Origin of the sequence: Actinomadura macrotermitis (assembly GCF_009604375.1) — a bacterium.
Taxonomy (GTDB): Bacteria; Actinomycetota; Actinomycetes; order Streptosporangiales; family Streptosporangiaceae; genus Spirillospora; species Spirillospora macrotermitis.
On sequence record NZ_WEGH01000006.1, the window covers coordinates 53,041 to 77,572 of the forward strand.

27 protein-coding genes and 1 pseudogene are annotated in these 24,532 nt (G+C 71.5%); 13 read left to right on the plus strand and 15 right to left on the minus strand.

The features are described from left to right. Window positions 1-41 precede the first annotated feature (41 nt). Window positions 42-284, minus strand: a complete 243-nt coding sequence (locus tag ACRB68_RS40395; RefSeq protein ID WP_328595257.1) for a cellulose binding domain-containing protein — start codon at window positions 282-284, stop codon at window positions 42-44. Between the two features lie 13 nt (window positions 285-297). Between ACRB68_RS40395 and ACRB68_RS40400 the strand changes: the two genes are divergently transcribed. Continuing rightward, a complete protein-coding gene (locus ACRB68_RS40400) occupies window positions 298-741 on the plus strand; it encodes a hypothetical protein (RefSeq protein ID WP_194293616.1) in 444 nt (147 codons plus the stop codon). Between the two features lie 373 nt (window positions 742-1,114). Here the strand turns inward: ACRB68_RS40400 and ACRB68_RS36845 are convergent, their stop codons facing one another. Together ACRB68_RS36845 and ACRB68_RS36850 are read right to left on the minus strand one after the other, a co-directional pair. Next, window positions 1,115-1,420: a cupin domain-containing protein gene (locus ACRB68_RS36845; protein WP_153541085.1), complete on the minus strand. Its 306-nt coding sequence runs from the start codon at window positions 1,418-1,420 to the stop codon at window positions 1,115-1,117. Window positions 1,421-1,639: 219 nt separating this feature from the next. Then, on the minus strand, window positions 1,640-2,221 hold the full coding sequence (locus ACRB68_RS36850) for a TetR/AcrR family transcriptional regulator (protein ID WP_153541088.1): 582 nt from the start codon (window positions 2,219-2,221) through the stop codon (window positions 1,640-1,642). Between the two features lie 72 nt (window positions 2,222-2,293). Here ACRB68_RS36850 and ACRB68_RS36855 point away from each other — a divergent pair, with 72 nt between their 5' ends. Beyond that, a complete protein-coding gene (locus ACRB68_RS36855) occupies window positions 2,294-3,439 on the plus strand; it encodes an FAD-dependent monooxygenase (protein ID WP_153541090.1) in 1,146 nt (381 codons plus the stop codon). Window positions 3,440-3,445: 6 nt separating this feature from the next. On the opposite strand, the gene ACRB68_RS36860 is transcribed toward ACRB68_RS36855, so the two are convergent. Continuing rightward, window positions 3,446-4,015: a TetR/AcrR family transcriptional regulator gene (locus ACRB68_RS36860; protein ID WP_153541092.1), complete on the minus strand. Its 570-nt coding sequence runs from the start codon at window positions 4,013-4,015 to the stop codon at window positions 3,446-3,448. 74 nt (window positions 4,016-4,089) lie between these two features. Between ACRB68_RS36860 and ACRB68_RS36865 the strand changes: the two genes are divergently transcribed. Further along, entirely contained in the window at window positions 4,090-4,800 is a 711-nt protein-coding gene (locus ACRB68_RS36865; protein WP_153541095.1) for a hypothetical protein, read from the plus strand. Here the strand turns inward: ACRB68_RS36865 and ACRB68_RS36870 are convergent. Further along, window positions 4,787-5,074, minus strand: coding sequence for a hypothetical protein (locus ACRB68_RS36870; RefSeq protein ID WP_153541096.1), 288 nt, complete (start codon window positions 5,072-5,074; stop codon window positions 4,787-4,789). The two genes, ACRB68_RS36865 and ACRB68_RS36870, sit on opposite strands and share 14 nt — an antisense overlap. Before the next feature lie 187 nt (window positions 5,075-5,261). On the opposite strand from ACRB68_RS36870, the gene ACRB68_RS36875 reads away from it, so the two are divergent. The 4 genes from ACRB68_RS36875 to ACRB68_RS36890 all read left to right on the plus strand — a co-directional run bounded on the left by ACRB68_RS36875 (window position 5,262) and on the right by ACRB68_RS36890 (window position 7,120). Beyond that, window positions 5,262-6,083, plus strand: coding sequence for a helix-turn-helix domain-containing protein (locus ACRB68_RS36875; protein WP_153541099.1), 822 nt, complete (start codon window positions 5,262-5,264; stop codon window positions 6,081-6,083). After that, window positions 6,080-6,334, plus strand: a complete 255-nt coding sequence (locus ACRB68_RS36880; RefSeq protein ID WP_153541102.1) for a DUF397 domain-containing protein — start codon at window positions 6,080-6,082, stop codon at window positions 6,332-6,334. The genes ACRB68_RS36875 and ACRB68_RS36880 overlap by 4 nt, the downstream gene beginning before the upstream one ends. 61 nt (window positions 6,335-6,395) lie before the next feature. Further along, a complete protein-coding gene (locus ACRB68_RS36885; RefSeq protein ID WP_153541104.1) occupies window positions 6,396-6,587 on the plus strand; it encodes a DUF397 domain-containing protein in 192 nt (63 codons plus the stop codon). A gap of 5 nt (window positions 6,588-6,592) precedes the next feature. Further along, window positions 6,593-7,120, plus strand: a complete 528-nt coding sequence (locus ACRB68_RS36890; RefSeq protein WP_153541106.1) for a GNAT family N-acetyltransferase — start codon at window positions 6,593-6,595, stop codon at window positions 7,118-7,120. Between the two features lie 75 nt (window positions 7,121-7,195). Here the strand turns inward: ACRB68_RS36890 and ACRB68_RS36895 are convergent, their stop codons facing one another. The 7 genes and pseudogenes from ACRB68_RS36895 to ACRB68_RS36920 form a co-directional block, all read right to left on the minus strand. Then, window positions 7,196-7,630: a hypothetical protein gene (locus ACRB68_RS36895; protein ID WP_153541110.1), complete on the minus strand. Its 435-nt coding sequence runs from the start codon at window positions 7,628-7,630 to the stop codon at window positions 7,196-7,198. 55 nt (window positions 7,631-7,685) lie between these two features. Further along, window positions 7,686-7,835, minus strand: a complete 150-nt coding sequence (locus ACRB68_RS36900; protein WP_153541112.1) for a hypothetical protein — start codon at window positions 7,833-7,835, stop codon at window positions 7,686-7,688. A 537-nt stretch (window positions 7,836-8,372) separates the two neighbouring features. Beyond that, window positions 8,373-9,968 carry a serine/threonine-protein kinase gene (locus ACRB68_RS36905; protein ID WP_153541115.1) on the minus strand — a complete coding sequence of 532 codons (1,596 nt, stop codon included), beginning with the start codon at window positions 9,966-9,968 and terminating at the stop codon, window positions 8,373-8,375. Beyond that, window positions 9,965-11,572 carry a serine/threonine-protein kinase gene (locus ACRB68_RS36910; protein WP_153541117.1) on the minus strand — a complete coding sequence of 536 codons (1,608 nt, stop codon included), beginning with the start codon at window positions 11,570-11,572 and terminating at the stop codon, window positions 9,965-9,967. The genes ACRB68_RS36905 and ACRB68_RS36910 overlap by 4 nt, the downstream gene beginning before the upstream one ends. Window positions 11,573-11,797: 225 nt before the next feature. Next, window positions 11,798-12,124, minus strand: coding sequence for a hypothetical protein (locus ACRB68_RS41805; protein ID WP_235960890.1), 327 nt, complete (start codon window positions 12,122-12,124; stop codon window positions 11,798-11,800). Between the two features lie 72 nt (window positions 12,125-12,196). Next, a pseudogene (locus ACRB68_RS42915) lies at window positions 12,197-12,358 on the minus strand (DUF2510 domain-containing protein); the annotation flags it as partial. A 955-nt stretch (window positions 12,359-13,313) separates the two neighbouring features. After that, window positions 13,314-14,672: an HNH endonuclease signature motif containing protein gene (locus tag ACRB68_RS36920; RefSeq protein ID WP_153541121.1), complete on the minus strand. Its 1,359-nt coding sequence runs from the start codon at window positions 14,670-14,672 to the stop codon at window positions 13,314-13,316. Between the two features lie 877 nt (window positions 14,673-15,549). On the opposite strand from ACRB68_RS36920, the gene ACRB68_RS36925 reads away from it, so the two are divergent. Beyond that, window positions 15,550-16,248 carry a macro domain-containing protein gene (locus tag ACRB68_RS36925; protein ID WP_235960891.1) on the plus strand — a complete coding sequence of 233 codons (699 nt, stop codon included), beginning with the start codon at window positions 15,550-15,552 and terminating at the stop codon, window positions 16,246-16,248. A 93-nt stretch (window positions 16,249-16,341) separates the two neighbouring features. On the opposite strand, the gene ACRB68_RS36930 is transcribed toward ACRB68_RS36925, so the two are convergent. Continuing rightward, on the minus strand, window positions 16,342-16,557 hold the full coding sequence (locus ACRB68_RS36930; RefSeq protein WP_153541123.1) for a hypothetical protein: 216 nt from the start codon (window positions 16,555-16,557) through the stop codon (window positions 16,342-16,344). Window positions 16,558-16,734: 177 nt separating this feature from the next. Further along, the gene (locus ACRB68_RS36935; RefSeq protein WP_328595258.1) at window positions 16,735-17,142 is read right to left on the minus strand and encodes a MerR family transcriptional regulator; all 408 of its coding nucleotides are present in this window, start codon (window positions 17,140-17,142) and stop codon (window positions 16,735-16,737) included. 50 nt (window positions 17,143-17,192) lie between these two features. Between ACRB68_RS36935 and ACRB68_RS41810 the strand changes: the two genes are divergently transcribed. The 5 genes from ACRB68_RS41810 (at window position 17,193) to ACRB68_RS36960 (ending at window position 23,816) form a co-directional block, all read left to right on the plus strand. Next, the gene (locus ACRB68_RS41810) at window positions 17,193-18,197 is read left to right on the plus strand and encodes an NAD(P)-dependent oxidoreductase (protein WP_153541127.1); all 1,005 of its coding nucleotides are present in this window, start codon (window positions 17,193-17,195) and stop codon (window positions 18,195-18,197) included. Window positions 18,198-18,350: 153 nt separating this feature from the next. Beyond that, entirely contained in the window at window positions 18,351-20,288 is a 1,938-nt protein-coding gene (locus ACRB68_RS36945) for a protein kinase domain-containing protein (protein ID WP_153541129.1), read from the plus strand. Next, entirely contained in the window at window positions 20,288-22,471 is a 2,184-nt protein-coding gene (locus tag ACRB68_RS36950; protein WP_153541131.1) for a serine/threonine-protein kinase, read from the plus strand. Before ACRB68_RS36945 ends, ACRB68_RS36950 begins: the two co-directional genes overlap by 1 nt. A 120-nt stretch (window positions 22,472-22,591) precedes the next feature. After that, window positions 22,592-22,915: a hypothetical protein gene (locus ACRB68_RS36955; protein ID WP_153541133.1), complete on the plus strand. Its 324-nt coding sequence runs from the start codon at window positions 22,592-22,594 to the stop codon at window positions 22,913-22,915. 70 nt (window positions 22,916-22,985) lie between these two features. Then, window positions 22,986-23,816 carry a TIGR03620 family F420-dependent LLM class oxidoreductase gene (locus ACRB68_RS36960; RefSeq protein ID WP_153541135.1) on the plus strand — a complete coding sequence of 277 codons (831 nt, stop codon included), beginning with the start codon at window positions 22,986-22,988 and terminating at the stop codon, window positions 23,814-23,816. Window positions 23,817-23,825: 9 nt separating this feature from the next. Here the strand turns inward: ACRB68_RS36960 and ACRB68_RS36965 are convergent, their stop codons facing one another. Further along, complete coding sequence (locus ACRB68_RS36965) at window positions 23,826-24,473, minus strand: hypothetical protein (RefSeq protein WP_153541136.1); 648 nt, start codon at window positions 24,471-24,473, stop codon at window positions 23,826-23,828. Window positions 24,474-24,532 lie beyond the last annotated feature (59 nt).

Here is a 24,532-nt window from a genome sequence, read left to right on the forward strand (position 1 = left end):
CCGCGGCGCCGAAAATCGGCCCGCGAAGCGAATTGTCTGTTTTATCCCCAGCAGGAGCGGCCGTTCAGGATGCAGGAGATCGGGCCGCCCCGGCGGCCCCACACCTCGAAGCCGATCTGCACGCTGGCGCCCGGCGCGAGCGAGCCGCCGGCCCCGAAGATGCCGCTTCCGCCGTAGCCCACCTGGGTCGATCCGTCCCGGGTCCATGTGCTGCGGATCCGCTTGCCGGGGAAGGACGCCGACAGCCGCCAGTACGGGACCGTCGCCGATCCCCGGTTGGTCACGGTGACCCAGCCGATGAAGCCCGAGCCCCAGTCGTTGCCCGTCTGGTACGCCGCCACCAGCCTGCCGGTCGCCGGGACGGTCGGGCGCGGCCGGGTGCTGCGCGAGGGGCTCGGCGAAGGCGACGCCGAAGGGGGGACGGAGGGCGAGGCCGAGGTCGAAGGCGAGGTCGAAGGCGACGACGAGGGGGTGGCCGTGGGTGAGGCCGACCCCTCGACACGGTGGAGGGGCGGGACGCTCGTCCCCATCGTCGGCGCGGCGGACACCGTCCCCTCCGGCACCGGACCGCAGTCGCTCTGGCAACCCGCGACGGGACGCGGGTCGCCGCCGGAGTCCTTGTCGTCGCCGAGCGCGGCGTTCAGCCCGAACACCGTCGCGAAGAAGGTCACCGCCCCGGCGCCCACCACCACGGGCCGCGGCCGGAACCGCTGCCCGCCGGCGGGCTTCGGACGCCGGTGATTGCCGCGTTCGGGCGTTTCGTTCACTTGGCCACCCCGTTCAGTAACGCCACATCGCGGACACCCGACGGCGCCCGCGATGCGTGGAAAGCGGCATGAATCTATCAGCGAACGAGCACGATCACCGACATTCCCGGCGTCCTTTGTCAGCGAACCCGAGGTTTCGTCACATCGCCGGGGAGATGGGCCGCGAACGGTCCCGGCGGTGACGATCCACTCACGGATCGTGCAGGTCATCGCATGATCGGTCCGGCACGCCGCCGGCCGGGGCCTCGACGAGGCGTTCGATGAACGGGCTTATCCGGAATGGAGCATCGAAGCCCCCGAGAGCGCGACCCGCCTTTCCCGGACACGCCAGAGCAAATCGCCGTCCGCTACTCCCCCGCGACCTCCACGATCACCAGCGTGCCCGCGCTGCCGGGGCGGACGGCATGCCGGGTCCCGGCCGCCACCCGGTACATCTCCCCCGGCCCGACCGTCACCTCCGCGTCCGCCACGGTCAGCTCCAGCCTGCCGTCGATCACGAACAGCAGCTCGGTGGCGTCGTGCGCCTCGTCCGGCACGGGCCGGCCGTCCATGCGCAGGACCTTCACGCCGGCCGTCCCCACCCGCCCCAGCAAGCGGGACTCCCAGGCGGCCGGCAGGTCCGCCGCCGCCTCGAACACGTTGACCAGCCCCATGACCGCCCCTCTCGCCGGAGTGCTCCCGAGCGGAGCGCCCAAATGATCACGAACGCCCACAAGCTATCCAGACAGCGCGGCCGGCCGGTCGACCGTTCGGTAAAGCCTGGAACCGCCGGCCGCAGACGTTCAGCGGAGGGAGGCTGTGAACCGGCCGGCCGCCCTGGCGTGCCTTCGCGAGCTCGGCGCGAAAACGCCTGCTGCCTTTACAAAGTAATCTCAATCCGAAGCCGGCGTGAACGCGCGCAGCAGGGCGAGCAGCGCGTCCCGCAGTTCGTCGCGGGTCAGGTCGAGGGCGCCCGCGCCGGCGAGGTGGTCGAAGATCAGCCCGTCCACGCAGGCGACGAAGAGCGGGGCCTTTCCCGCGGGATCGGGCGTGCCGGCGGCGGCGAGCATGGCCTCGGCCAGCCGCCGCGTGCGGGCGCCCGCCCGCACGAACACCGTGCGCAGCTCCGGGCGCCGGTTGGCCTCCAGGGCCAGTTCGTAGCGGGCGAGCATGCGCGGACGCCCGGCGGAGGTCCAGTGCTCGACCAGGCGGGCGCCGGCCTCGGCGACGCGGGCGAGGCCGGGCCCGCCCGGCAGGACGGAGAAGGCGGCGACCTCTTCGGCGTCCACCTCCTCCAGCCGGTCGACGGTCGCCTGGAGCAGTGCCTGGCGGGTCCGGAAGTAGTAGGAGCACGACCCTTCCGGCAGTCCGGCGGTCTTGTCGACGGCGCGGTGGGTGAGGCCGCGCATGCCGTCGCGGGCCAGGGTCTCGATCGCCGCGTCGGTCAGCCGGTCGCGCCGTGTGGCCTCGGTCATGCCGTCCCCTTCTCCCCTGCCGATCCGGTCTCTACAAGTGTAGAGTGCTCTACATCTGTAGAGGGAGGCGCGATGAACGAGCGGCGGACGGCGGTCGTGGTCGGCGGCGGGATCGGCGGCCTGGCCGCCGCGGCGGCCCTCGCCGGGCGCGGCTGGCAGGTGCGGGTGCTGGAGCGCGCGGCGGAGTTCGGCGAGGTCGGCGCGGGGCTGTCGCTGTGGGCGAACGGGACGCGCGCGCTGGACACGCTCGGGCTCGGGACGGCGGTGCGGGCGCACTCGGCACCCGAGACCGAGGCCGGGATCCGTGATCGGCGCGGCCGGTGGCTGGCGCGGACCGACACCGCCGAGCTGGCGCGCCGCCACGGCGCCGTGGTGATGGTGCACCGGGCCACGCTGCTGGACATCCTGCGCGAGGCGCTGCCGCAGGACGCGCTGCGTGCGGGCGTGGCGGTCACCAGGGTGCGCGCGGACGGCCCGCAGGCCGAGGTCGTCCATGACGGGGGCGTCATGCGGGCCGATCTGGTCGTCGGGGCCGACGGGATCCGCAGTGCCGTCCGGCGGTCGCTGTGGCCGGACGCGCCCGGCCCCCGCTACGCCGGCTACACCGCGTGGCGCACCGTCGTCACCCCCGGGCGGGCGTTGCAGGCGGGCGGGGAGAGCTGGGGCCGCGGGGAGCGGCTCGGCCTGGCCACGCTGCCCGACGGCCGCGTCTACCTGTACGGGGTCGCGTCCGTGCCGGCGGGCGGGCGCAGCGCGGACGGGGAGCTGGCCGAGCTGCGGCGCAGGTTCGGCCGCTGGCACGACCCGATCCCGGCGCTGCTGGACGCCGCCGTCGAAGAACAGGTGATGCGGCACGACATCGTCGACCTGCCGCCGCTGGCGTCGTTCGCCACGGGCCGCGCGGCGCTGCTCGGCGACGCCGCGCACGCCATGACCCCGAACCTCGGGCAGGGCGCGAACCAGGCACTGGAGGACGCGGTGACGCTGGCGGCGCTGCTGGACGCGCATCCGCACGTGCCGGACGCGCTGGCCGCCTACGACCGGGAGCGCCGCCCCCGGACCCAGAAGATCGCGGCGCGGTCGCGGCGGATCGGCGCCGTCGCGCACTGGGCGTCACCGCCGGCGGTCGCGGTGCGCGACGCGGCGGTGCGGCTGACCCCGGCGCGGTCGGCGCTGCGCGCGATGGCCCCGGTCGCCGGCTGGCGTCCGCCGGCCTGAGGCGGCTCACGCCTCCAGGTCGTCGAGGTGGCGGGCGATGACGGCGCGCGCCCGGTCCGCGGTGGCGAGGTCGGGGCGCACGGCCATGTGCACGGCCAGCCCGTCGAGCAGGGCGTGCAGCCGGTCGGTCTCGGTCTCGACGTCCGCCACGCCGGCCAGGCCTTCCACCAGCGCCCGGCAGCCTGCGCGCAGCGCGGCGTAGCCCTCGTCGCGCACCGCCCGCAGCCCGGCGTCGACCTGGGCCCGCGCGGTGAAGGCGAGCCACACCTCGTTCTCGGCGGCGCGCTCGGCGTCCAGCGGGAGGAGCTCGGCGAGGACCCGCTCGGCCCGGCGGCGCGGGTCGGGTTCGTCGGGCAGCGCCGCGATCCGCTGCCCGACGCGCTCGATGACCGCGCGCATCGTGAAGGACAGTAGGTCGGCCTGGGTCGCGAAGTAGTGCCGCAGGGAGCCCATCGACAGGCCCGCCTCCTCGGCCACGTTGCGGACCGACGCCTGCTCCAGCCCGCCGCGCCGCACGACGCGCCAGACGGCCTCGGCCACCTCGCGGCGGCGCTGCCCGGAATCCACCTTCGCCATGGGACATTTCTAGCACAGCTGTGCTACTTTTCGAGTAGTAGCACAGCTGTGCTAGTCACTTCGGAGGCAGTCCCATGCGACCGTTCCGCGTCCTGCTCACCCTCATCGCCGCCGTCCTGCTCCTCCTCGGCGCGGCCCTGCTCACCGGGGCCGGCCTGCAAGCGGGATCCGGCGGCCGCTTCGCCACGTCCGAGCACCGGTTCACCACCCCGACCGCCGCCCTGAAGTCGGACGAGATCGACGTGGGCGGCTCGACGGCCCGTCCTGCCGACCCCGACCCGGACGTGGGTGAGCTGGCACGGGTCCGGGTGGTCGTCCGGCCCGTGGACCCGTCCGTCCCCCTCTTCGTCGGCATCGGGCCGAAGGACAAGGTCGAGGCGTACCTGCGCGGCACGGCGTACGACGAGTTCGCCTCGGCGGAGCTGTCGCCGTTCCGGGTCGCCTTCCGGCGCGTCCCGGGCGCGGCCCGCGCCGTCGGCCCGGCGGGCCTCCCGTTCTGGACGGCGACCTCCGCCGGGCGCGGCGACCGCGTCCTGACCTGGGACAAGCCGCACGGCGCCTGGTCGACCGTGGTGATGCGCCTGGACGGCACGCCCGGCGTGGACGTGCGGGCCTCGGTCGGGCTGCGCTTCGGGTTCCTGCTCCCGTCCGGCCTCGGCTCCCTGATCGCCGGGGCACTGCTCCTGATCTACGTCCGCGTCGCGGCGCGCCGGACGAACGGGGAAGCACCCGACGCGCCGCGACTCGACTCCCCTCCAGTGGGCAGCCGTCTCAGGGACGAATGAGGAGGGCGAGGACGCGGGCCGCGTCCATCGCGTCGGCGGGCTCCTTCACCGGCTCGGCATCGGCGAGCACCTCCTCGCCGGGGTGGTGGCGGAACTGCCAGCGGGGGTCAGGCCCGGCGCTCGGCTCGCACATGACGGACACGGTGCGGCCCATCTGCCCGGGGTCCCAGCAGCGCAGCAGGCTCGGCCGCAGGGTGTACTCGACGATCCGGGCCCGCAGCCCGAGATCGTCCAGTGCCCCGGCGAGCGCGAGGAGCTTGATCCGCCTGGTCAAGCGGGCTTTCTCCGCCGGCGATTCCGGGATACCGTCACAGACGCGAGGCGCGTCGGAACTCATCGCACCGGCCTCCTGGGTAGTGGATCGGAACTTTCCGTGATGGCACCACTACTCTGGCCCGGCCGGGTTAGGGTCCGGAAGCGGGCGGACGTCTACCCGCCCGCTGTAGCCATCGGAGCCGCTGATGCCTCGCGAACAGGAAGACCGGCGCAACTTCGACCCCCACTCGAGCGCGTTCGCGCTGTACGCGCACAAGATGCGCCGGTACCGGGAGCGCGACGGTCTCAGCCAGCCAGACGTCGCGAAGCACTGCATCGTGTCGCCCAAGCTCATCTCGGCGATCGAGAACATGCGCCGGCTGCCGACCGATGAGGTCAGCAAGCGCCTCGACACCCTGCACACGGCCGACTTCTTCGAGGACCAGTACTTCCAGATCCGCCGTGAGATGGACCTGACGCCCGGCTTCTTCAGCTACGCCGAGCAAGAGGATCAGGCGGCCTCCGTCTACACCTACGAGCCACTCATGATCCCCGGGCTTCTCCAGAACGAGGCATACGCAAGAGAAGTGCTCGGCGTCGGCTCGGACAAAGGTCGCCTGGAAGAGATGGTGGCCCTCCGACTGGGGCGGCAGGACAAACTGGAGGGCGCCCCGCCGACCTTCCTGGTGGCCGTCATCAAGGAGTCCGTACTACGTGAAACGGCCCCTGGCAGCGAGGTCATGGCCGCGCAGCTCGCCCATCTCATCGAGATCGGCGAGCGCCACAACATCGAGATCCAGGTCCTCCCCACCGGCGCTCGTATCTATGTGTCCGGCGCCTTCACCCTCCTCAAGTTCATGGAGGGCAACGACCTCGGTTACTCGGAGGGGGCTGTTGGCCAGGGGCGACTGGTCGAGGAGCCTGCTGTGGTCCATCGGATGGCAGTAAAGTTCGAGCAGATCCGGAGCCAGGCACTACATGCGCCCGGTTCCATGCGGTTGATCCGATCGATCATGGAGGGACTTTGAACCTCTCAACCCCGCTATGGCGCAAATCCAGCCACTCCGGTGAGGAAGGCAGCAGCGACTGCGTTGAGGTCGCTGCACTGTGGCGCAAGTCGAGCTACTCCGGCGAAGAGGGCAGCAGCACCTGCGTCGAGGTGGCGGCGCTCTCCCCCGAGATCGGGCTACGCGACTCCAAAGACCCCCAAGGCCCACACCTCCACCTCACCCGCAACGCCTTCAGCGACCTCCTCGCCCACATCAAGACCCGCACCTAACGCGCGCAGCCGAACTCAGCGAGCCGCTCCTACAGCCAGTCCAAACGATCACGGAGAGCCTTTGAACTTCTCAACTCCGCTGTGGCGCAAGTCAAGCCACTCGGGAGGGAACACCAGTAGCGACTGCATCGAAGTGGCGGCCCTCTCCCCCGAAGTCAGGCTGCGCGACTCCAAAGACCCCCAAGGCCCACACCTCCACCTCACCCGCAACGCCTTCGGCGACCTGCTCACCCGCATCAAGGCCCGCATCTGACGCCCATGGCCGAACTCAGCGAGCCGCCGCGCCTGGTGTGGCCGACCGTCGGGGTGCGCGAGTCATATCTGGCCGGTGAGCGGGCCAACCTCCTGGAGGAGGGCGAATCCATCGAGCTGCTCGACGAGCGTGAGAAGGACTTCGCCGGCTTCGTCGCGCAGCGGCGGGGCGTGCAGATCCGGTGGGGCGTCCCTTCGACGATGTTCTGGTACGTCTCGGGCGAGCACTACCTGGGCGCGCTCACGATCCGGCACAGCCTGACGCCGGAGCTGGCCGATACCGGCGGGCATGTCGGGTATCACGTCGTCCCTCCGTGGCGCCGTCAGGGCCACGCGACGCGGATGCTCGCCGCTGGACTGGTCGAGTGCGAGCGGCTCGGCCTCGACCGCGTCCTGCTGACCTGCATGCCCGACAACCACGCGTCGCGCCGGGTGATCCTCGCCAACGGCGGGGTGCCCGACGGCCGGGGCAGCACCGAGGACCGCTTCTGGATCACCCTCGGCGCTCAGGGCAGGGCCTTGTCCGGACCATGAAACGATCATGGAAGTGCTCAGCAGATCCAGTCCAGGCCGGGACTTCGAGGCGTCACACGGCGCCGACCGGCAGGATCACAGCGTCAGCGGCGACCCCTGCGCCCCGGCGCATTGTGGTGGGGCTGCGTTTGACTCGCTGGCCGTTTTGACTAGTTTGCGCGGGTTGGCGTTCGCTGGCCCGAGTAGAGCGTCTTCGATGTAGCGTTCGATGCGAATCTTGGTCTTATCGACCGGTGGCCCTTGCTCGCCGTCCCGAAGGTGGATCTCGGGATCATAGACCTGTCGGCTCAGCATCTCGGTGATGGTGACGCAGTCGTTGCCGATGTTCCGGTAGTCCTGCGGTGTGCCAGCCATGTGAAAATGTCGGCGAAGCTCGGCCACCTCTTCGTCGATTCGAGCCCAGCCCGTTGACGAACGTGGACTGATCGGCTGAGCCAGGGCCGATGGCAGCGTTCGGCTCTCCAGTTCGTCCGGCTTGGCGTGAAGAGGGCCGAACAGCTCCTCCCGCAAGCCCCGGCGCTTCGCCCATGAGTTGGCGCTTCAAGCTGCGTGTGGCTCAGTCGTGTCAGGGCGACCGCTGTTTCAACGTCGTCATGGCCTTTGGCCGGCGCAGTGCGCTCAGCAGCTCAGTGTTCAGGACCTTGCGCGAGCCAGAAGCAAGGCCCCAGGGGTCAGGCTCGTGTGGTTGTTCGATGAAGAAGTCATCAGACCTCATGGGCCTCACCTCCTTGTCTGATGTGACTGCGTCCGGCCAAGAGCATCTCTTCCAGCATGACCACCGGCATGAGCTCACTGCCTGCGTTTATTTCCAGGGAGGAGGACGGCGGCGGCGTTCTTCGAGTCGAGCGAGCTTGCTGCCGGTGGCCGCCAAGCTGGCTCGAAGCCCTTCGGCTTCGCCGAGCCGGCTCTGGCGTTCGGCTTCAGCGATCCGGTCGTTGAGGTTGGCGCGAATCTCCTCCAGCCGGGGCCGTTGAGCAGGGTTAACTCGCAAGAGAGGGCAGCGAACACAGCTGTGTTCGCTGGAGGTCCCATAGGCCCGTCCACAGTCGCCCAGGGCGGGCTCTGTCGCGGGCGCCAGACCAGGACGCAGACCGGAAGCGAAGCGAACCGGTTGCGCGGAGGGCCGTGACTGCGAGAGTCCCGGCTCTGGCCCGAGGCCCCGACCTTCAGGCAGCGGGCCGTCCAGGCATCTCAGTGCCGGATGCCTGCCATGCGTTCATCCGTTGGTGCGGATGACGACTGGCCTGGCAGCTCAGTGGGGCATGGCCGCGATCGCGGCGTGGGCGATCGTCTTGGCCTCCGCCTTGCAGGTCGACGCGGGGTGTCGTTCGCCGCCCAGAGCCACGTGGACTACGAGGTTGCCGTCACGGACGTACAGGCTGCAGTGTTCTTCGGGGTCGGGATAGGTCTTGTACGGGGCGCTCCAGTACGCCTCGTCACCGAAGCCGAGGTCTGTCGCCCGAGACTGTTTGGCGGCTTCCTCTCGGAACTCCTCGCGCTGCTGCTGGGCCTCGTGGTCGTCACCCGGATCGTCGCGCTTGAGTTCCCAGCTGACGAACGCGTGCACCTTATCGGTCAGACCGGCGATCCGGACCTTTTTGGGGTCGCTGAAGATCTTTCCCCAAGCGCAACTGGTCGAGGCGCCGCTGGAGACCTCGTCGTAATAGTCGAGCTCCTTCGCGCGTGCGGGCAGCGGCAGCCGACCAGCCGCCTCGGCGCAGATCGGCGCCTTCAGATACTTGTTGGGCTCGGCAGCCGTCTCCTCCCGCAGCGCGTACACCCCGGCTCCGATGCCGGCGATGGCGAGCGCGCAGACCGCCACCAGGGCGACGATCCTTCCGGTGCGCCGACGGGACGGGGGCAGGAGCGCCGTGGGGACGGGCGCCCGTGTCAGCATGGCCGTTCCCGCGCCGGCGGGAACGGCCGGGGCCGGCCCCGGCACGAGCGTACGGTCGGTGTCGCCGAGCAGCCGGTCGATGTCGGCCCGCTGGGCGGCGATCATCCGGTGCACGGCGGGCGGCCACGGCCGGTCGGCGGGCGCGACCGCGCCGAGGAGCGCGAGGATCCTCTCCGGGGTGGGGCGGGCCGCCGGGTCCTTGGCCAGGCACGGTCCGACGACCGTGCGCAGTCCCGGCGTCAGGGCGGACAGGTCGGGCTCGGCGTGGACGACGTTGTAGAGGGCCCCCGCCATCGACGTACTCGCGAAAGGGCTGCTGCCCGTCGCGGCCATCGCCAGGACCGCACCGAGCGAGAACACGTCACTGGCCGGGGACAGTTCGCGGCCCTCGGCCTGCTCCGGCGACATGAACGCGGGCGAGCCGACCACCCAGCCGGTGCGCGTCAGCTCGGTCGCCTCCGGGCCCTCTGCGACGCGCGCGATGCCGAAGTCGATGACGCGTACGCCGTCCTCGACGAGCAGGACGTTCTCGGGCTTGAGGTCCCGGTGGATCAGTCCCGTCCGGTGGATCTCCATGAGCGCGGTGGCCAGTCCGGCGGCGAGGCGACGCACGGACTCCTCGGGCAGCGGGCCCGACTCCTCCACGGCCGCGCCCAGCGAGGGGCCGTTGACGAACACCGAGGCGAGCCATGGTGTCTCGGCGTCCGCGTCGGCGTCCATCACGGCCGCCGTGTGCGCGCCGGACACCCTGCGCGAGGCGTCGACCTCGCGCCGGAAGCGGGCCCGGAACCCGGCGTCGGCGGCGAACCGCGCGTGCACCTGCTTGACCGCGACGAGCCGCCCGTCCGGCGCGGAGCCGAGCAGCACCCGCCCCATCCCGCCCCGGCCCAGCTCGGCATGCAGGCGGTAGGGCCCGGCGGCGGCCGGGTCGGCCGGTCCCAGCGTCCTCATCGCCGGACCCCCGCCACCTTCAGGGCCGATCTCCCTGCGGCTTGGGCGATGTTCCTGGCCTCGTCGAGGGAGTATCGCTTGCTCTCCACGACGACGTTGAGCCGCATGTTGACGTCCCGGGCGTACAGATTGGCGATGCTCCGCTGCCAGTACGCCTCCTCACCGACACCGACGTCAACACGCTCATACGACTGGTGGGCGGAGGCATAACCGGACTCGTAGCGCTCCTTCGCCAGCTCCGCTCCGGTCTTGCCGCCTTGGGAGAGATGACGATCCCAGGAGACGACGACCCTGTCTCCGTACCGGTTGCTCCAGTAGCACTGGTTGGACTCCTGCGGTGTTTCACCGGTGGCCTCGATGTTGCCGCTCGGTTTTCCGTAGTCTGCGGGTACCTCCACCTTGCCCGCGGCCTCCTTGCACGACGGCACCCGCTGCGTGTACTTGTCGCGGACCTTCGACAGGGGCGTCGCCCCGGGGGTCGGGACGGTTTCGATCGGGCTCGACTTCTTGGCGCCCGCTTTCCTCGGCGGCGCGCTCGTCCGGCCGTCGCCTCCCGCGCCGTTGCCGAGGAGGCTCAGGGCCGCTGCCGTGACCACCGCCGTGGCCACCGCGGCCGCGGCGACCCCCGTCGGCCACCGGGCGCGCTTGCGACGAGGCGGGGCGGCAGGAGGGAACAGCGGTGGGACCGGAGGCCTGGCGGGAGCACCGAACGTGGAGGGTCCGGCGACCAGCCGATCGATCTCCGCCCGCTGTTCGGCCGCGAGCCGGTACACCGCCTCGGGCCACGGCCGGGACGTGGGCGTCACCGCGCCGATCGCCCGCAGGAGTTCCAGCGGCGACGGACGCCCGGCCGGGTCCTTGGCCAGGCACGGCTCGATGAACGACCGCAGCGCCTGCGGCACCGCCTCCAGGTTCGGTGCGCCGTGCGCGACGTTGTAGAGCACCCCCGGCACCGACGTGCCCGCGAACGGCGGCTCGCCCGTGCACGCCATCACCAGGGTCGAGCCGAGCGAGAACACGTCGGCGGCGCCGGTCGGCGGAAGCCCCTGTACCTGTTCGGGCGCCATGAAGAGCGGCGAGCCCACCATCGCGCCGGTGTGGGTGAGCTTCGTGGATCCCTCGGCGGCCCGCGCGATACCGAAGTCGATGACGCGTACGCCGTCCTTGGCGAGCAGCACGTTGGACGGCTTGAGGTCGCGGTGGACCAGGCCCGCCCGGTGCACGTCGACCAGCGCCTGCGCGAGACCCGCCGCGAGCAGCCGCACCGCTTCCTCGGGCAGCGGGCCCGCGGCGCTCAGGGCCTGGCTCAGCGAGGGGCCGGGCACGAACTCCGAGGCCAGCCAGGGCGTCCGGGCCTCGGTGTCAGCGTCCAGCACGGCGGCGGTGTAAGCACCGGACACCTTGCGCGAGGCCGCCACCTCGCGCCGGAAACGGGCCCGGAAGCCGGCGTCCTCGGCCAGTTCGGGGTGCACCTGCTTGACCGCGACCAGCCGGCCGTCGGGGGCGACGGCGAGCAGAACGCGCCCCATGCCGCCCTGCCCGAGCTCGGCCACCGCCCGGAACGAGCCCATCCACAACGGCTCGGACAGGCCTGTTGCACGCATGACGCACTGTCTCTTCCTGTGAAAGATCTTCCGAGCCCGAACCGGGAGGATCATACAGATCCCCGGTTCCCGGGTTGAGGGACGCTTCGGCGATCGTGGCGACAAGCCGCATAACGGTGTGGTCGCTTCGGCGCCCGCTGCCGGCAGCCCCGTCAGACCGACTGCCGGCGCGACAGCGAACGGCCGAGCCGCCGACGTCGTCGGGCAGGCGCACTCCATGAACGATCAAGATCGGTCGGCGGTCAGGCATGCGTCCACGAACGCCTTCGGCCCCTCCGGGAAGCGCAGCGGTTCGCCCCTGGACTCCAGTGGCAACGCCAGAGGCCTGTCCTCGTCCACCATCCAGCCGGCGATGTGCCCGCACAGCTTCTTGCGTTCCCTCGACTTGGGCTCACCGGGATCACGTTCGAGCTTGAAATGAGCCATGGAGATCGAGGCGAGGTTCTTGGCCACCTCACTCCGTCGAATCTCCTGGCCCGAGGCCCGCACGACGACGACTGGATCGGCGCCCCGCATACCGACCACGACGCCGACACCAACACCGACGAGCACCAGAACGCCGAGAACGATCCCAGCAGGGAGCAGCCACTTCTTCGCTCTGGCGGGTGAGGCTGACGCCCCACTCTGAGGGGCTGTCTGCTCGGTCCACCGTTGCCCGTCCCACTGACGCAGGAACGGCCGGCCACCGGGGTCCGGGTAGTAGCCGGGGCCAAGAGGGCCTGACTCGTGCGGTGTTCGGGGGGGCGCCCACCGGGTGTCCTTCCTTGCGGCATCACAAAATTCCAACTCGGGATGATCTGGACCAGTCGCACGCCGGTGGTCCGTACCGGACTCTCCATGGCCGTCACGGCGACTCCAGGCAGAAGCCCGTGCCGTCGTCTATTCGCTCGGTGGCGGTGCCGTCAGGGCAGCCACGGATGCCGAGTGACGGACCTTCCAGGATGCCCAGCAGTTTGTGTGCCGCGTCAGGTGACGAACAGTCAACGACGTCGGAATGCCCTCTGTGAAGCACGTTCCGACCTCGGAGTCGTTCCAGCTCGTCGAGCAGACAGAGGCGGCGGACAGCGACAGGGTCGCAGGGAGGAGTGGCACACGACGGGAGGCCAAGCGGACTCCAAGGTACATCCTTGTTTATTTATTGAACCATAGTAGTCCGGGCGGAGGCTTGGCAAGATCACCATGCCCTCGACCGCGCAGAACGTCCAGGGCCGATTCCCCTCCCTCGGGGTGCCGACTGGCGGAACACGCAATGAGCCTTTTCCATCATGCGAGGAGGGCGGTTTCGCAGGACGCTGATGGCTTTGGTGATGTGGCCGGCGCGGTAGGGGCAGCAGCGGAGCCTGGCGTGGGCCCGGTTGGCCTGCTTGTGGAAGGCGGGCTTGTTCTTGCCCTTGTCGGCCAGGACCGGCGACCCGCACCCGGCGAGCGCGCGGACGATGCCTCGGACCTGGGCCGCTTTCACGTCATGGACCGAGCCGGGCACCGCCCCCGACACCTCGCACGATCTGGCCGACCGGGCCGGCGATGACCTGTAGGTTCACGCCAGGTTCGTGGGGCTTGCCCGAGCAGAAGAGCCGGTCGGTCGCGATCAGGGAGCCGTCCAGGACCAGATTGCCCAGTCCGTCTTTCTTCGCCCCGGCCAGTGCCGGGCTTGGGCGAGCGAGCCGAAAGCCACGCCACGACCTCGTTCACCTACCTCCACACGGCCGTCGTCCCGACTCCGAAACTCGGTGAGATCACCTCATTGCCGACTGGGGAGGGTGATGTGCCAGGTTCCGGCGGGGGTGATCCAGATCAGGACGCCGGGCCAGGGCTGGAACAGGCGCCAGCCGGCTGCCCCGTTGGCTCCCTGTGTCTGTTTGGTCCGGTGGTGGCGTCGGCACAGCGGTGCGAGGTTGCATCCGCAGGTGGTGCCGCGTGTGCCGTAGGGGGTGGTGTGGTCGATGTCGCAGTGTTCGGAGCGCCGGTTGCAGGTGGGGAACACGCACGTTGCGTGGCGGGCTTCGATCTGGCGTCGCAGTGCGGTGGGTGGCCGGTAGCCGGGCTTGCCGTGCCCGCAGGCGGTGTCGCGCAGCGGGGCCAGGCGCTCGTGCAGTTCTTCGACCGCCCGTGCCGCCAGGCGGGGCAGGTCGGCCAGCCGCCCATGGAACTCCACATGCGCGCGCAGCTCCTCCAGCCTGCGCCGCGCAGCGTGGCCGACCATCTCGGCGACCGAGTCGCCGTCGCCTCCAGGCGTGTCCGGGACGGCAGGCGTCGAGGGCTCCGCCTGTGCCGGGGGTGTGCGGACGGCTTCGGGGAGGGGGACGCCGCGCAGGAGTTGCAGGGCGAGGTCTGCGCGGATCTGGTCGATCAGCCGGGCGTCGCCGTCCTGCTTGAGGCCGTGCGCAACAGCGGTGAGCTTGTTGTGCACCGCGGCCGCGTCATCGGCGGGGATGTCGATCAGAGCGAGGCCGGCGGCGCCGTGCCCGCTCTCCCACAACTCCAGCCGCCGACCCTTGACCGTCCGCCGGGTCTGCTCGGCCAGTTCAGCAGGGGCCAACCGCCGCACCAGGCGCTTGATCTTGCCGCGCAGCTGACCCGTCGTGCGTTCCTCCACCCCGTCCAGCACGGTGTCTTCGATGCGGGTGCACAGGTGGTCGGGCAGGTGGTCGGTGGCGTCGCTGATGGCGCGGGCCTTGGCCAGATCGATCCGCCCGGCCTGCAGTGCCTCCTGGGTTCCGGGAAGCTGGTGGGTGAGGCGTTCGGCCAGGTGCACCAGCGTCGCTGCGGCGTTCCCGGTCACCGCCAGCGCGACCGACACCTCCTCCAGCAGCGACTCACGTGCCGACAACACCCGGTAGTCGGGATCGTGGTGTTCGTCCTGGGCGTGACGCCGGGCGGCGAGCTCGGCGATGGCCGCGAGTTCCTGCGCCTGGGCCCAGGAGGCCTGGCGCCGCGCGGCGGCCATCCGCTCGCACAACTCCGCATCAGTGAGGTCGCCCAGCCGGTTCTTATCGCCTGACAGGCATACCGCCAGCTGCGGGCCGGGCGGGAACCAGGAACGGTCTTCCCACTCCCGCTCCTCACCGCGAAACGCCTTGACCTCGGCCAGAGAAGCCATTCCCGCCCACCCCCTTTCCTTCTCCCTATCATTCTAAATCCAGCGAAGATCGTCCACAATCAACCGCCACCCGCGAAACCATTCTTTACCATCGGCAATTTGTCGGCTTTATCCAATGCGGTCAGACACATCGACCATGCACCCAGCGAACCCGCCCCGCTGCCCCGACGAAAAGCGGAACTCGACCCACCAAGCCCAGCCACCGCACCGCGCCGCAGGCTATCTTTCCCTCACTCCACAATGCGCCGCGCCAGCAATGCGCAACATGACCACGATGGCCATCGCCAGCCGCCCCAGCAAGCCAAGGTGCAGCAAGCGGCCACCCAAGCACCCCGCCCCCAACCCTCACCACCCTCGCTGAGTCTTAAGGGTCACCGGCCAAAAACCTCAGCACACGCGCTCAGCAGCAGCCGCTGCGGCCCAGCCACACAAGCGAAACTCAACCTGCCAACCTCAGCCTCCGCGCCGCAGGCTATCTTTTCCTTCACTTCACAAAGCGCCGCGTCATGCAAGCCCAGCTTGGGCGCGAAGGCCAGCCGACCGCCCAGCTCGGCAAGTCAGTACACCAAGCCGCAAAAAGCCGCTATCTGTGCGCCAGCCCCCTACCCCGCACCGCCCTCGGCGAGTCTTTAACGACCACCGGCAGAAACCTCAGCACGAGCACTCAACAGCAGCCCAGCCACCAAGCGAGCCAAAAGCGCCAAGCCGCAACAAGTGGCCACCCATGCGCCCGCCCCTCGCCCCTCGTCCCTCGCCCCTCACTGCCCTCGATGATCTTTTACGGTCACGCCTCAAAAACCTCACCCCAAGCGCTCAACCAGCCACCGGCCTGATCGAGTGCGAGCGGCTCGGCCTCGGTCGCATCCTGCTGGCCTGCATGCGCGACAACCACGCGTCGCCTCGGGTGATCCTCGCCAACGGCGGGGTGCCCGGCGGCCGGGGCAGCACCGAAGACCGCTCCTGGACCACCCTCGGCGCCCACGACGCCCAGAGCCGAATCACCTATCGGCCCGCAGCCAGGGTGGGCATCATCGCGAGTATGGCCGTGATCGAAGTCGTCCTCGGCGACATCACCCGTGAGCAGACCGACGCCATCGTGACCGCCGCCAACGAGTCGCTGTTGGGCGGGGGCGGCGTGGACGGGGCGATTCACCGGGCCGCCGGGCCGCGCCTCGCCGAGGCGGGTGGCGCCATCGGCCCCTGCGACCCGGGTGACGCCATGGCGACTCCGGCCTTCGAGCTGGATCCACCGGTCAGGCATGTGATCCACACCGTGGGCCCGGTCTGGGAGGGCGGCGGACAGGGCGAAGCGGAGATCCTGGCGTCCTGCTACCGCCGCTGCCTCGAGGTCGCCGACGAGTTGGGGGTGTCCAGCATCGCGTTCCCCGCCATCGCCACCGGCGTCTATGGGTTTCCGGCCGACGAGGCGGCACGGATCGCGGTCGCCGCCCTTGGCACCGCGCCGACCGGTGTCCGGCTCATCAGGCTCGTCGCCTTCGATGAAGAGGGGTACGAGGCGCTGATGGCCGCTCAGCCGGAGACGGGTTCCAGGCCGGCGTTCTCGAACGACGAATAGCGTCGCGGGACCAGATAGCAGCGTCGCGGGACCGGACGGCAGCGTCGCGGGACCGGACGGCAGCATCGCGGAACCGGACGGCACTGAAAAGGATCAGTGCCCCGACATCATCGCGATCGCGACGAAGAAAATGATCAGCCCGGCGACGATCTCCCAGAAACCCGGGTATCCGTTCTCTTCCCAGCCGCGTCGCCGGTCGTCGCTCCACTCCTTGCGTCGCTTCTCGGAGTCCCAGCGGGAGGAGGTGGCCCGCTGCCAGTTGTAGTAGTCGTCTCTTCGCTGCTGGGAACGGCGGTAATCGTCGTGCATCGCTGCCCTCTCATCACGCTCCGTAAGTCGAGCATGACATTCGCGATGATCGACCACCAGTGGTTTTCGGTGGATCTTCTTATTGGGCGCTTTGTTCCCGCCTGTCGCATTCCAGGAGTGGCGAGAGAGGAACATGAGGCGTTCCCATAAGCGGCGATCCGAGGGGCTTGCGGCCGCTCAGCCGGAGGCGGGCTCCAGGTCGGCGCATTCGAACGGCGGATAGTTCTTGTCGCTCATCTGCTCAGCCGCGTCGATGTAGACGGCGAGGGCGTCGCGGGATTGTGCGAGTTTGGCCATCTGGTCGTCCAGCCGTTGCAGGCGCGTCCGCATCGCGGTCACCAGTTCGGGGCATCCGAGCAGCTCCGGGGCCTCCCCCATCGCGCAGGGCAGCAGATAGGCGATGTCCTCGGAGGACAGGCCGGCACCGAGCAGGTGCCGGATCTGCTTCACCCGCAGCACGGCGCTCTCGTCGTATTCGCGGTAGCCGTTCGCGCCGCGGTCCGCCTCCAGCAGGCCCTGGGCCTCGTAGTAGCGCAGCTGGTGGGCGTTGACGCCCGTCCGCCGGCTCAGTTCCCCGATCAGCACCGACAACCTCGCTTGACCTTCACACCGGTATCAACGTTGACGATGCTGCCATGGACACCAACGAAACCGGCACAGCCGTAACGATCATCGGGCTCGGACTGATGGGGCGGGCCCTGGCCGGCGCGTTCCTGAAGGCCGGACACCCCACGACCGTGTGGAACCGCACGGCCGCCAAGGCCGACGAGCTGGTCGCCGAAGGAGCGCAGTCGGCGGCGTCGCTCGCCGACGCCCTCACGGCCAGTCCCCTGACGATCCTCTGCCTCACCGACTACCAGGCCGTGCACGAGCTGCTCGGCGCGCACGGCTCCGGACTGGACGACTCCGAGCCAGACGACTCCGGCCCGCACGGCCCCGGCACGCACAGCTCCGGCCCGCACAGCCCCCACCCGCACAGCCCCGGTACACACAGCCCCGGCACGCACAGCCCCGGCCCGGCCGGCACGACGCTGGTCAACCTGACCTCAGGCGACTCAACGCAGGCCCGGGAGACCGCCGAGTGGGCCGGGCGGCACGGCGTCCGCTACCTGGACGGCGCCATCATGGCCGTCCCGCCGGTGATCGGGACCGCCGAGGCGGTGATCCTGCTCAGTGGGCCGCGGCCGGTCTTCGCGGCGCACGAGCCGGTGCTCGCCGCGCTCGGCACCGTCACCCACCTGGGCGCCGACCCCGGGCTGGCGTCCCTGTACGACGTGGCGGGCCTGGCCATGATGTGGAGCGTCCTGAACGCCTGGCTCCAGGGCACCGCCCTGTTGCGGACGGCCGGTGTCGACGCCGCGTCCTACGCGCCGTTCGCCCAGCGGATCGCCGCCGTCGTGGCCACCTGGCTGCCCGGGTACGCCGCGCAGATCGACAGCGGCTCCTTCCCCGCCGTGGTATCGGCCCTGGAGACCGACGCGCGGGCGATGACGCACCTGATCGAGGAGAGCGAGGCGGCGGGCGTCAACGCCGAGCTGCCGAAGCTGTTCAAGTCGATGGCCGACCGCGCGATCGCCGCCGGGCACGGCGGGGAGCAGTACCCCGTGCTGATCGAGGAGTTCGGCAGGCCTGCCGCTTGAGCAGGCCTGCCGCTTGAGCAGGCCGATGCCGCGCTCCACGGTGTGGCGCCGCCGCTGGGATCCGCGCTGAAGCGAGGGATTTTCCTTTGGTGTGACCCGAATCGCCGCCCCGTACGTCTCATGGTTCACAGCGCCGGGAGACGGGAGTGAGGCATGGCGCCGCTGGAGGCGGACGATCCGGCCGAGATCGGCGGATACCAGCTGGTCGGGCGGCTGGGCGCGGGCGGGATGGGGCAGGTGTTCCTCGGCCGGTCGCCCGCCGGGCTGCTGGTCGCGATCAAGGTGATCCACGAGCGGTACACGGGCGATCCGCAGTTCCGGGCGCGGTTCCGGCGCGAGGTGACGACCGCGCGGGCCGTCAGCGGCGCGTTCACGGCGCCGGTCATCGACGCCGACCCCGAGGCCCGCAGCCCCTGGCTCGTCACGACGTTCCTGCCGGGCCGGCCGCTGAACGAGGTGGTCGAGGAGCACGGGCCGCTCCCGCCGCAGGCCGTGCGGTCCCTGGGCGCGGGCCTGGCCGAGGCGCTCATCTCGATCCACCGGGCGGGCATCGTGCACCGCGACCTCAAGCCGCACAACGTGATGCTCACGCCGGACGGCCCCAAGGTCATCGACTTCGGCATCGCGCACGCGGCCGACATCAGCGCGATCACCCGGGCGGGGGCGGTCGTCGGGTCGCCCGGCTACATGTCGCCCGAGCAGGCGACGGGACGGGAGACCGGGCCCGCCGGGGACGTGTTCTCGCTCGGCGCGGTCCTGGCGTTCGCCGCGACGGGGTCCGGGCCGTTCGGGCGCGCCCGGATGGAGGTCATGATCTACCGCGTCGTCCACGAGCGGCCCCGGCTCGACGGCATCGGCGATCCGGGGTTCCGCTCGCTGATCGAGGCGTGCCTGGCGAAGGACCCGGCGGGACGGCCGACGCCGCAGCAGCTCCTGGAGTGGTTCGGGACCGCGCCGCAGGGCGTGTCCTGGCTGCCGGACGCGATGGCCCGCGACATCGCCGAGCACGCGGCGCGCAAGCACGGCAAGGGGCGGCGGATCGGGCGGCGCGCGTTCCTCGCCGCCGCCGCCACGACGGCCGGCGTCCCGCTCGGCATCGCCGCCGCGACGGGCGGCGCCATATGGATCAGGAAGCGCTTCGACACGGTCCCGGACGGCAAGCTCATCGCGCGCTTCCCCGCCGGCGGGACGGTGACGGCGGCGCCCGCCGTCGCCGCCGGACGGCTCCTCGTCGCCACCGGCCAAGGCGTTCTCGTCGCGCATGACCTCCAGCGCAAGCGGGAGCTCTGGCGCTACGCCGCCGGAGCCCCGCTCAGCACGTCCCCGGTCATCGCGGACGACACGGCGTACATCGTCGGCGACAACGGCGTCCTGCACGCGGTCGGCATGGACGGGCAGGCCCGCTGGAAACGCGACCTCGGCCGCAAGGCCGTCCCCGTGGCCGCCGCCGGGCAGGTCTACGTCGTCGCCAACGGCCGCCTCTTAGCGCTGGCCGGAGGTGAGGTCCGCTGGTCCGCCGCGCTACCCTCCCCCGGCGATCCCGTCCTCGCGGGCGGCCGCGTCTGCGTCCCGGCCGGAGGCGCAATCCGGCTCCTGCACTCCGGCACGGGCCGCGCCATCGGCGAGATCGCGCAGCCGTACGCCGACGGCCTCACCGGCTATGGCGACCTGCTGTACGGCGGCCGCTTCGCGCAGGGCGAGCTGTGGTCGTACGACCTCGCGCAGCGCAAGCCCCGCTGGTCCTACCGGACATCGCCCGACGAGAAGGAACAGCACTTCCAAGGCCGTCCCGCCATCGCGGCCCCGGACCGGCTCTACCTCGGCGACGAGAAGGGCTCGCTCACCGCGCTGGACGGCGCGGGAAGTCCCCGCTGGCGCTTCTGGACCGGCGGCGCGATCGCGTCCGCGCCCGCCGCCGCGGCCAAGCTCGCCTACGCCGCCAGCGCCGACGGCCATCTCTACGCGATCGACGACGCGTCCGGCGAGGCGCGCTGGCGGTACCCGGCCTCGCCCGTCGCGCCGGTCGCGTCCGGTGGCGTCGTGTACGCGGTGCGCGGCTCGTCCGTCCACGTCCTGAAGGGGGCCCTCTGATGGAGCCGCTGCACGCCGACGACCCCGAGGGCTTCGGCCCGTACCGGCTGCTGGCCCGGCTCGGCGCGGGCGGCATGGGCCGCGTCTACCTCGCCCGCTCCCCCGGCGGCCAGGCCGTCGCCGTCAAGGTCGTGCACGCCGACCTGGCGGGCGATCCCGCCTGGCGCGCCCGGTTCCGCCGCGAGGTCACCGCCGCCGGACGGGTCAGCGGCGCCTACACCGCCGCCGTGATCGACGCCGGGCCCGACGACCCCAGCCCGTGGCTCGTCACCGCGTACCTGCCGGGCCTGTCCCTGGAGGAGGCCGTCACGCGGTACGGGCCGTTCCCGCCGCAGGCCGTCGCGGCGCTCGGCGCGGCGCTGGCCGAGGGGCTGGCCGCCGTCCACCGGGCCGGGGTCGTGCACCGCGACCTCAAGCCGGCGAACGTCCTGCTCACACCGGGCGGCCCCCGCGTCATCGACTTCGGCGTCGCGCGGCCCGCCGACGCCGGGGCGCTCACCCGGTCCGGCACGGCCGTCGGGTCGCCCGGCTACATGTCGCCCGAGCAGGCGGCCGGCCGCGAGACCGGGCCCGCCGGGGACGTGTTCTCGCTCGGCGCGGTCCTGGCGTTCGCCGCGACGGGCTCGGGCCCGTTCGGCAGCGGCCCGCTGCACGCGATGATCTACCGCATCCTGAACGAGACGCCGCATGTGGACGGCGTCACCGACCCGGCCCTGCACGCCCTGCTCACCGCCTGCCTGGCCCGCGAACCCGAGCGCCGCCCGCCGGTCGGGCACGTCCTGCACGGGATGCTGGACCGCCTGCCGCGGCACGCCGCGCCGCAGGGCACGCAGTGGCTCCCGCCGCCGCTCGCGGCCGAGATCGCCCAGCGCGCCGCGCACGTCCCGCAGTCCCCGGTCCGCGAACGCGGCAGGCGCCGCAAGGTGAGCCGCCGCGCCGTGCTGCTCGGCGCGGCGGGCACCGTGGCGGGCGCGGGCGCCCTCGGCGGGATCGGCTACGCCCTGGACGTGGCGAACCGGGAACACGACGAGACCCGCTACCTCTGGAAGCACCGGATGCCCGAGGGACGGGGCGTGCAGCAGGGCCCGGCGCTCGCCGGCGGGCTGGTCCTCGTGAGCGTCGACGGCAAGGACATCCTCGCCCTGGGCGCCCGCACCGGCGCGCAGCGCTGGACGCAGCCCCTGGACATGGGCACCGCGTTCGAGATCACGGAGGTCGGCGGCACGATCGTCGTCGACACGGGCTCGGACCTCTACGGGCTGGACGTCCGGACGGGGCAGCGGCGCTGGACCCGCAGCCTCAAGGGCGCGCCGTCCCATCCGCTCGTCGCGACGTCCGGCGGCCTGATCTACCTCGCGGCCTGGAGCGGCGGCGGCGCGGACGGCCTGCACGCCATCGACGCCGCGACCGGCGCGACCCGCTGGCACTACCTCTCCGACAAGGAGATCCCCGGCGGCGTGGCCGTCGCGCGCGGGACGCTGTTCGTGGGCACCGACAACGCCGTCCACGCCCTCGATCCCGTCACCGGGAAGGTGCGTTGGAAGACCGACATCCGCCTTGAGGCGACCGGGACGCCCGAGCCGTCCGGCGGCCTGGTCTACCTCGCGGCGCTGGACTCGTCCGTCGTCGCTCTCGACGCCGCCACCGGCCGCAAACGCTGGGCCGCGGACACCGACCCGGGCGGCGGGGCCAGCCGCAGCGGACGGCGGGTCACCGTCGCGGACGGCACCCTCTACACCGCCGCTCCCGACGGCCGGATCTTCGCTCTCGACGCCGCGACGGGCCGCAAACGCTGGGAGCACGCGTCGGGCGGCGACCAGGGCAAGTCCGCCGCCCTCATCAACCGCGACTATCTACGGCCCACCGTCGTCGGCGGCACCGTGTGCGCCCTCGACGGCGGGCAACTCGCCGGGCTGGACGCCCGGACCGGCGGCGTCCGCTGGCAGCAGCACTACTCCGCCCCGAGCGACGAGCGCCCCGTCGCCGCCGCCGGGCTCGTGCACATGGCGACGTTCGACGGCCTGGTCTCACTCGACCCCGCCACCGGCCGGACCGTCGCCCGCACGCCTGACTTCGAGACCGGTCACCTGGTCGCCGCCGGCGACGTCCTCTACTACCGCGGCGGCACCCTTGGCACGTACGCATCCAACACCACCCTGTACGTGCTGCCCGCGCGCCGCTAGGCCGCGTTCGGGAGGTCCGTGCCGGGGTGGCCGGGGGCGGTCATGCGCATGGCGCGCGTCCGCCGCTTCGCCGATGATCGTTGAAGGGATCGGTTCGGTACCGGAGGTCTGATGCGTCGAGTGGGCAGCGCAGCCGTCCTGCTCGTCACGCTGCTGGCCGCCGGCGCGCAGGAGGCGTCCGGCGGCCCTCCCCCGCGGCCCGCCCCGCCACCGCGCGTCGTCTCCCCCGCCGATGTCAGCGAGGCGCTCCGCCTCAACAAGACCTGGCCGGTCGGCGACTGCGCCAAGAAGATCAGGCAGGCCGAAAAGAGAGGGGCGGAGACCGGCACGGCGCAGGACATCGTGTGCTTCGAACCCGACACGCGGTCACTGGTCCCCTCCCGGCGGTCCCGGGATCAGGGCGGACCCGGCGCGATGGTCCCCCCGCCTGCACCGGCCGGTTGACCTCAACTTTGGTTGAGCAATTAGCGTCGGGGCGTCCGGTGAAAGACCCCACCGCGGAGGTGCTGGCACGATGACACGGCTTGACCTGGGACCCATCGGCGTCACCCTGGACGTGCGCGCGGACGGCGGCCACCTCGCCGACGCCGCCATGCTGGAAGGCCTCGGCTACTCGGCGATCTGGATCGCCGGCGGCCAGCTGGCGACCCTGGACCCGCTGCGGGACGTCATCAAGGCGACCGAGGCGATCCCCGTCGGCAGCGCGATCATCCCCGCCTGGATGCACCCGGCCGAGGACGTGGTCGCGCTGCGCCGCGAGCTGGAGGCCACCGATCCGGGGAGGCTGATCACCGGGCTGGGCGGAGCGCACGGCGACCGCCCGCTGCGCACGATGAACGACTACCTCGACCGCCTGGACACCGCCGACCCGCCGGTCCCGGCCGGTGCCCGCATGCTGTCGGCGCTGGGTCCGCGGATGCTGGAGCTGTCGCGCGACCGTGCGGCCGGCGCGCTGCCGCTGCTGGTCACCCCGGAGTTCACCGCGCAGGCCCGGCGGATCCTGGGCGACAAGGCGGCCCTGGCCGTCATGGAGTTCGTCGTCCTCGAAAAGGACGCGCGACTGGCCAGGGACACCGTCCGCGAGCCCATCGGCTTCCTGACGCGTGTCGGCGGCTACCCGCAGAACCTGCGCCGGATGGGCTTCACCGACGAGGACATCGCCGGCCCGAGCGACCGCCTGCTCGACGGGCTGGTCGCCTGGGGCGACATCGACACCGTCGCCGCCCGCGTGAGACGCCACCTCGAAGCGGGCGCCGACCAGGTCGTGCTCGTCGTACGGCCCACCGACCCCGACGCCGTCCCCCACGCGGAGTGGCGCGCGCTGGCCGACGCCCTCATCGTTTGACGACGGAACCTAGGCGTCGTGGCGGGAGGCGACCTGGGAGTCGTCGTAGGTCTCGACGGCGCGGTCCTCCTCCAGCAGGACCTTGACGAACCCCGGGTCGCTGCCGACCACATAACCCTTGACCGTGGTGCCGTCGGTGAGCGTGATGCGTTCCAGCGGGACCCAGACGGTGTCGGTGAGGCCGCCGAGGACGAGCAGGGCGGCGGCGAGGAGCGTGCCGATCGCGCTGTAGGCGGCGGTGACCAGGCGGCTTCCGCGTCCCGAGCGGTGCAGGGCCGCGATGGTCAGGGCACCGGCGGCCAGGACGACGAGCAGCAGCGTCCACCTCCGGGAGGTGAGCAGGACCGAGACGAACACCCCCGTCATGACGAGGATGAAGAGCGTTTGCAGGTGGGACCAGTCGCCGGCGCGGATGTGCGCCCAGTGGCGCGCGGCGAGGAACGGCAGCAGCAGCGCCAGCAGCAGTCCCGTCAGCGTGGAGGCGCCCAGGAAGGTGCCGATGAGCACGCCGATCACGTCGTCGAAGTTGATGGTGTCGGCCATCGCGAACGCCGACTCCCAGTCGTAGTGGGTGACGGCGAGCAGCCGCAGCAGCAGGAACAGCAGCCCTGCGAACGCCGCCGAGTTCGCGGCCTTCCCCGCGCTTTTCCCGTGCACGGTCCCATCCGACCAGGGCGCCGGGAGCCGGGTCCGCGCGCCGGGGCGCGTGTCCGGCC

Excerpts from the sequence above, each read along its gene's own strand:
- ACRB68_RS40400 (WP_194293616.1), top strand. The coding sequence starts at position 298 with ATGAAGCCCGAGCCCCAGTCGTTGCCCGTCTGGTACGCCGCCACCAGC.
- ACRB68_RS36845 (WP_153541085.1), bottom strand. The coding sequence starts at position 1,420 with ATGGGGCTGGTCAACGTGTTCGAGGCGGCGGCGGACCTGCCGGCCGCC.
- ACRB68_RS36850 (WP_153541088.1), bottom strand. The coding sequence starts at position 2,221 with ATGACCGAGGCCACACGGCGCGACCGGCTGACCGACGCGGCGATCGAG.
- ACRB68_RS36855 (WP_153541090.1), top strand. The coding sequence starts at position 2,294 with ATGAACGAGCGGCGGACGGCGGTCGTGGTCGGCGGCGGGATCGGCGGC.
- ACRB68_RS36860 (WP_153541092.1), bottom strand. The coding sequence starts at position 4,015 with ATGGCGAAGGTGGATTCCGGGCAGCGCCGCCGCGAGGTGGCCGAGGCC.
- ACRB68_RS36865 (WP_153541095.1), top strand. The coding sequence starts at position 4,090 with ATGCGACCGTTCCGCGTCCTGCTCACCCTCATCGCCGCCGTCCTGCTC.
- ACRB68_RS36875 (WP_153541099.1), top strand. The coding sequence starts at position 5,262 with ATGCCTCGCGAACAGGAAGACCGGCGCAACTTCGACCCCCACTCGAGC.
- ACRB68_RS36890 (WP_153541106.1), top strand. The coding sequence starts at position 6,593 with ATGGCCGAACTCAGCGAGCCGCCGCGCCTGGTGTGGCCGACCGTCGGG.
- ACRB68_RS36900 (WP_153541112.1), bottom strand. The coding sequence starts at position 7,835 with ATGAGGTCTGATGACTTCTTCATCGAACAACCACACGAGCCTGACCCC.
- ACRB68_RS36905 (WP_153541115.1), bottom strand. The coding sequence starts at position 9,968 with ATGAGGACGCTGGGACCGGCCGACCCGGCCGCCGCCGGGCCCTACCGC.
- ACRB68_RS36910 (WP_153541117.1), bottom strand. The coding sequence starts at position 11,572 with ATGCGTGCAACAGGCCTGTCCGAGCCGTTGTGGATGGGCTCGTTCCGG.
- ACRB68_RS36920 (WP_153541121.1), bottom strand. The coding sequence starts at position 14,672 with ATGGCTTCTCTGGCCGAGGTCAAGGCGTTTCGCGGTGAGGAGCGGGAG.
- ACRB68_RS36925 (WP_235960891.1), top strand. The coding sequence starts at position 15,550 with ATGCGCGACAACCACGCGTCGCCTCGGGTGATCCTCGCCAACGGCGGG.
- ACRB68_RS36930 (WP_153541123.1), bottom strand. The coding sequence starts at position 16,557 with ATGCACGACGATTACCGCCGTTCCCAGCAGCGAAGAGACGACTACTAC.
- ACRB68_RS41810 (WP_153541127.1), top strand. The coding sequence starts at position 17,193 with ATGGACACCAACGAAACCGGCACAGCCGTAACGATCATCGGGCTCGGA.
- ACRB68_RS36945 (WP_153541129.1), top strand. The coding sequence starts at position 18,351 with ATGGCGCCGCTGGAGGCGGACGATCCGGCCGAGATCGGCGGATACCAG.
- ACRB68_RS36950 (WP_153541131.1), top strand. The coding sequence starts at position 20,288 with ATGGAGCCGCTGCACGCCGACGACCCCGAGGGCTTCGGCCCGTACCGG.
- ACRB68_RS36960 (WP_153541135.1), top strand. The coding sequence starts at position 22,986 with ATGACACGGCTTGACCTGGGACCCATCGGCGTCACCCTGGACGTGCGC.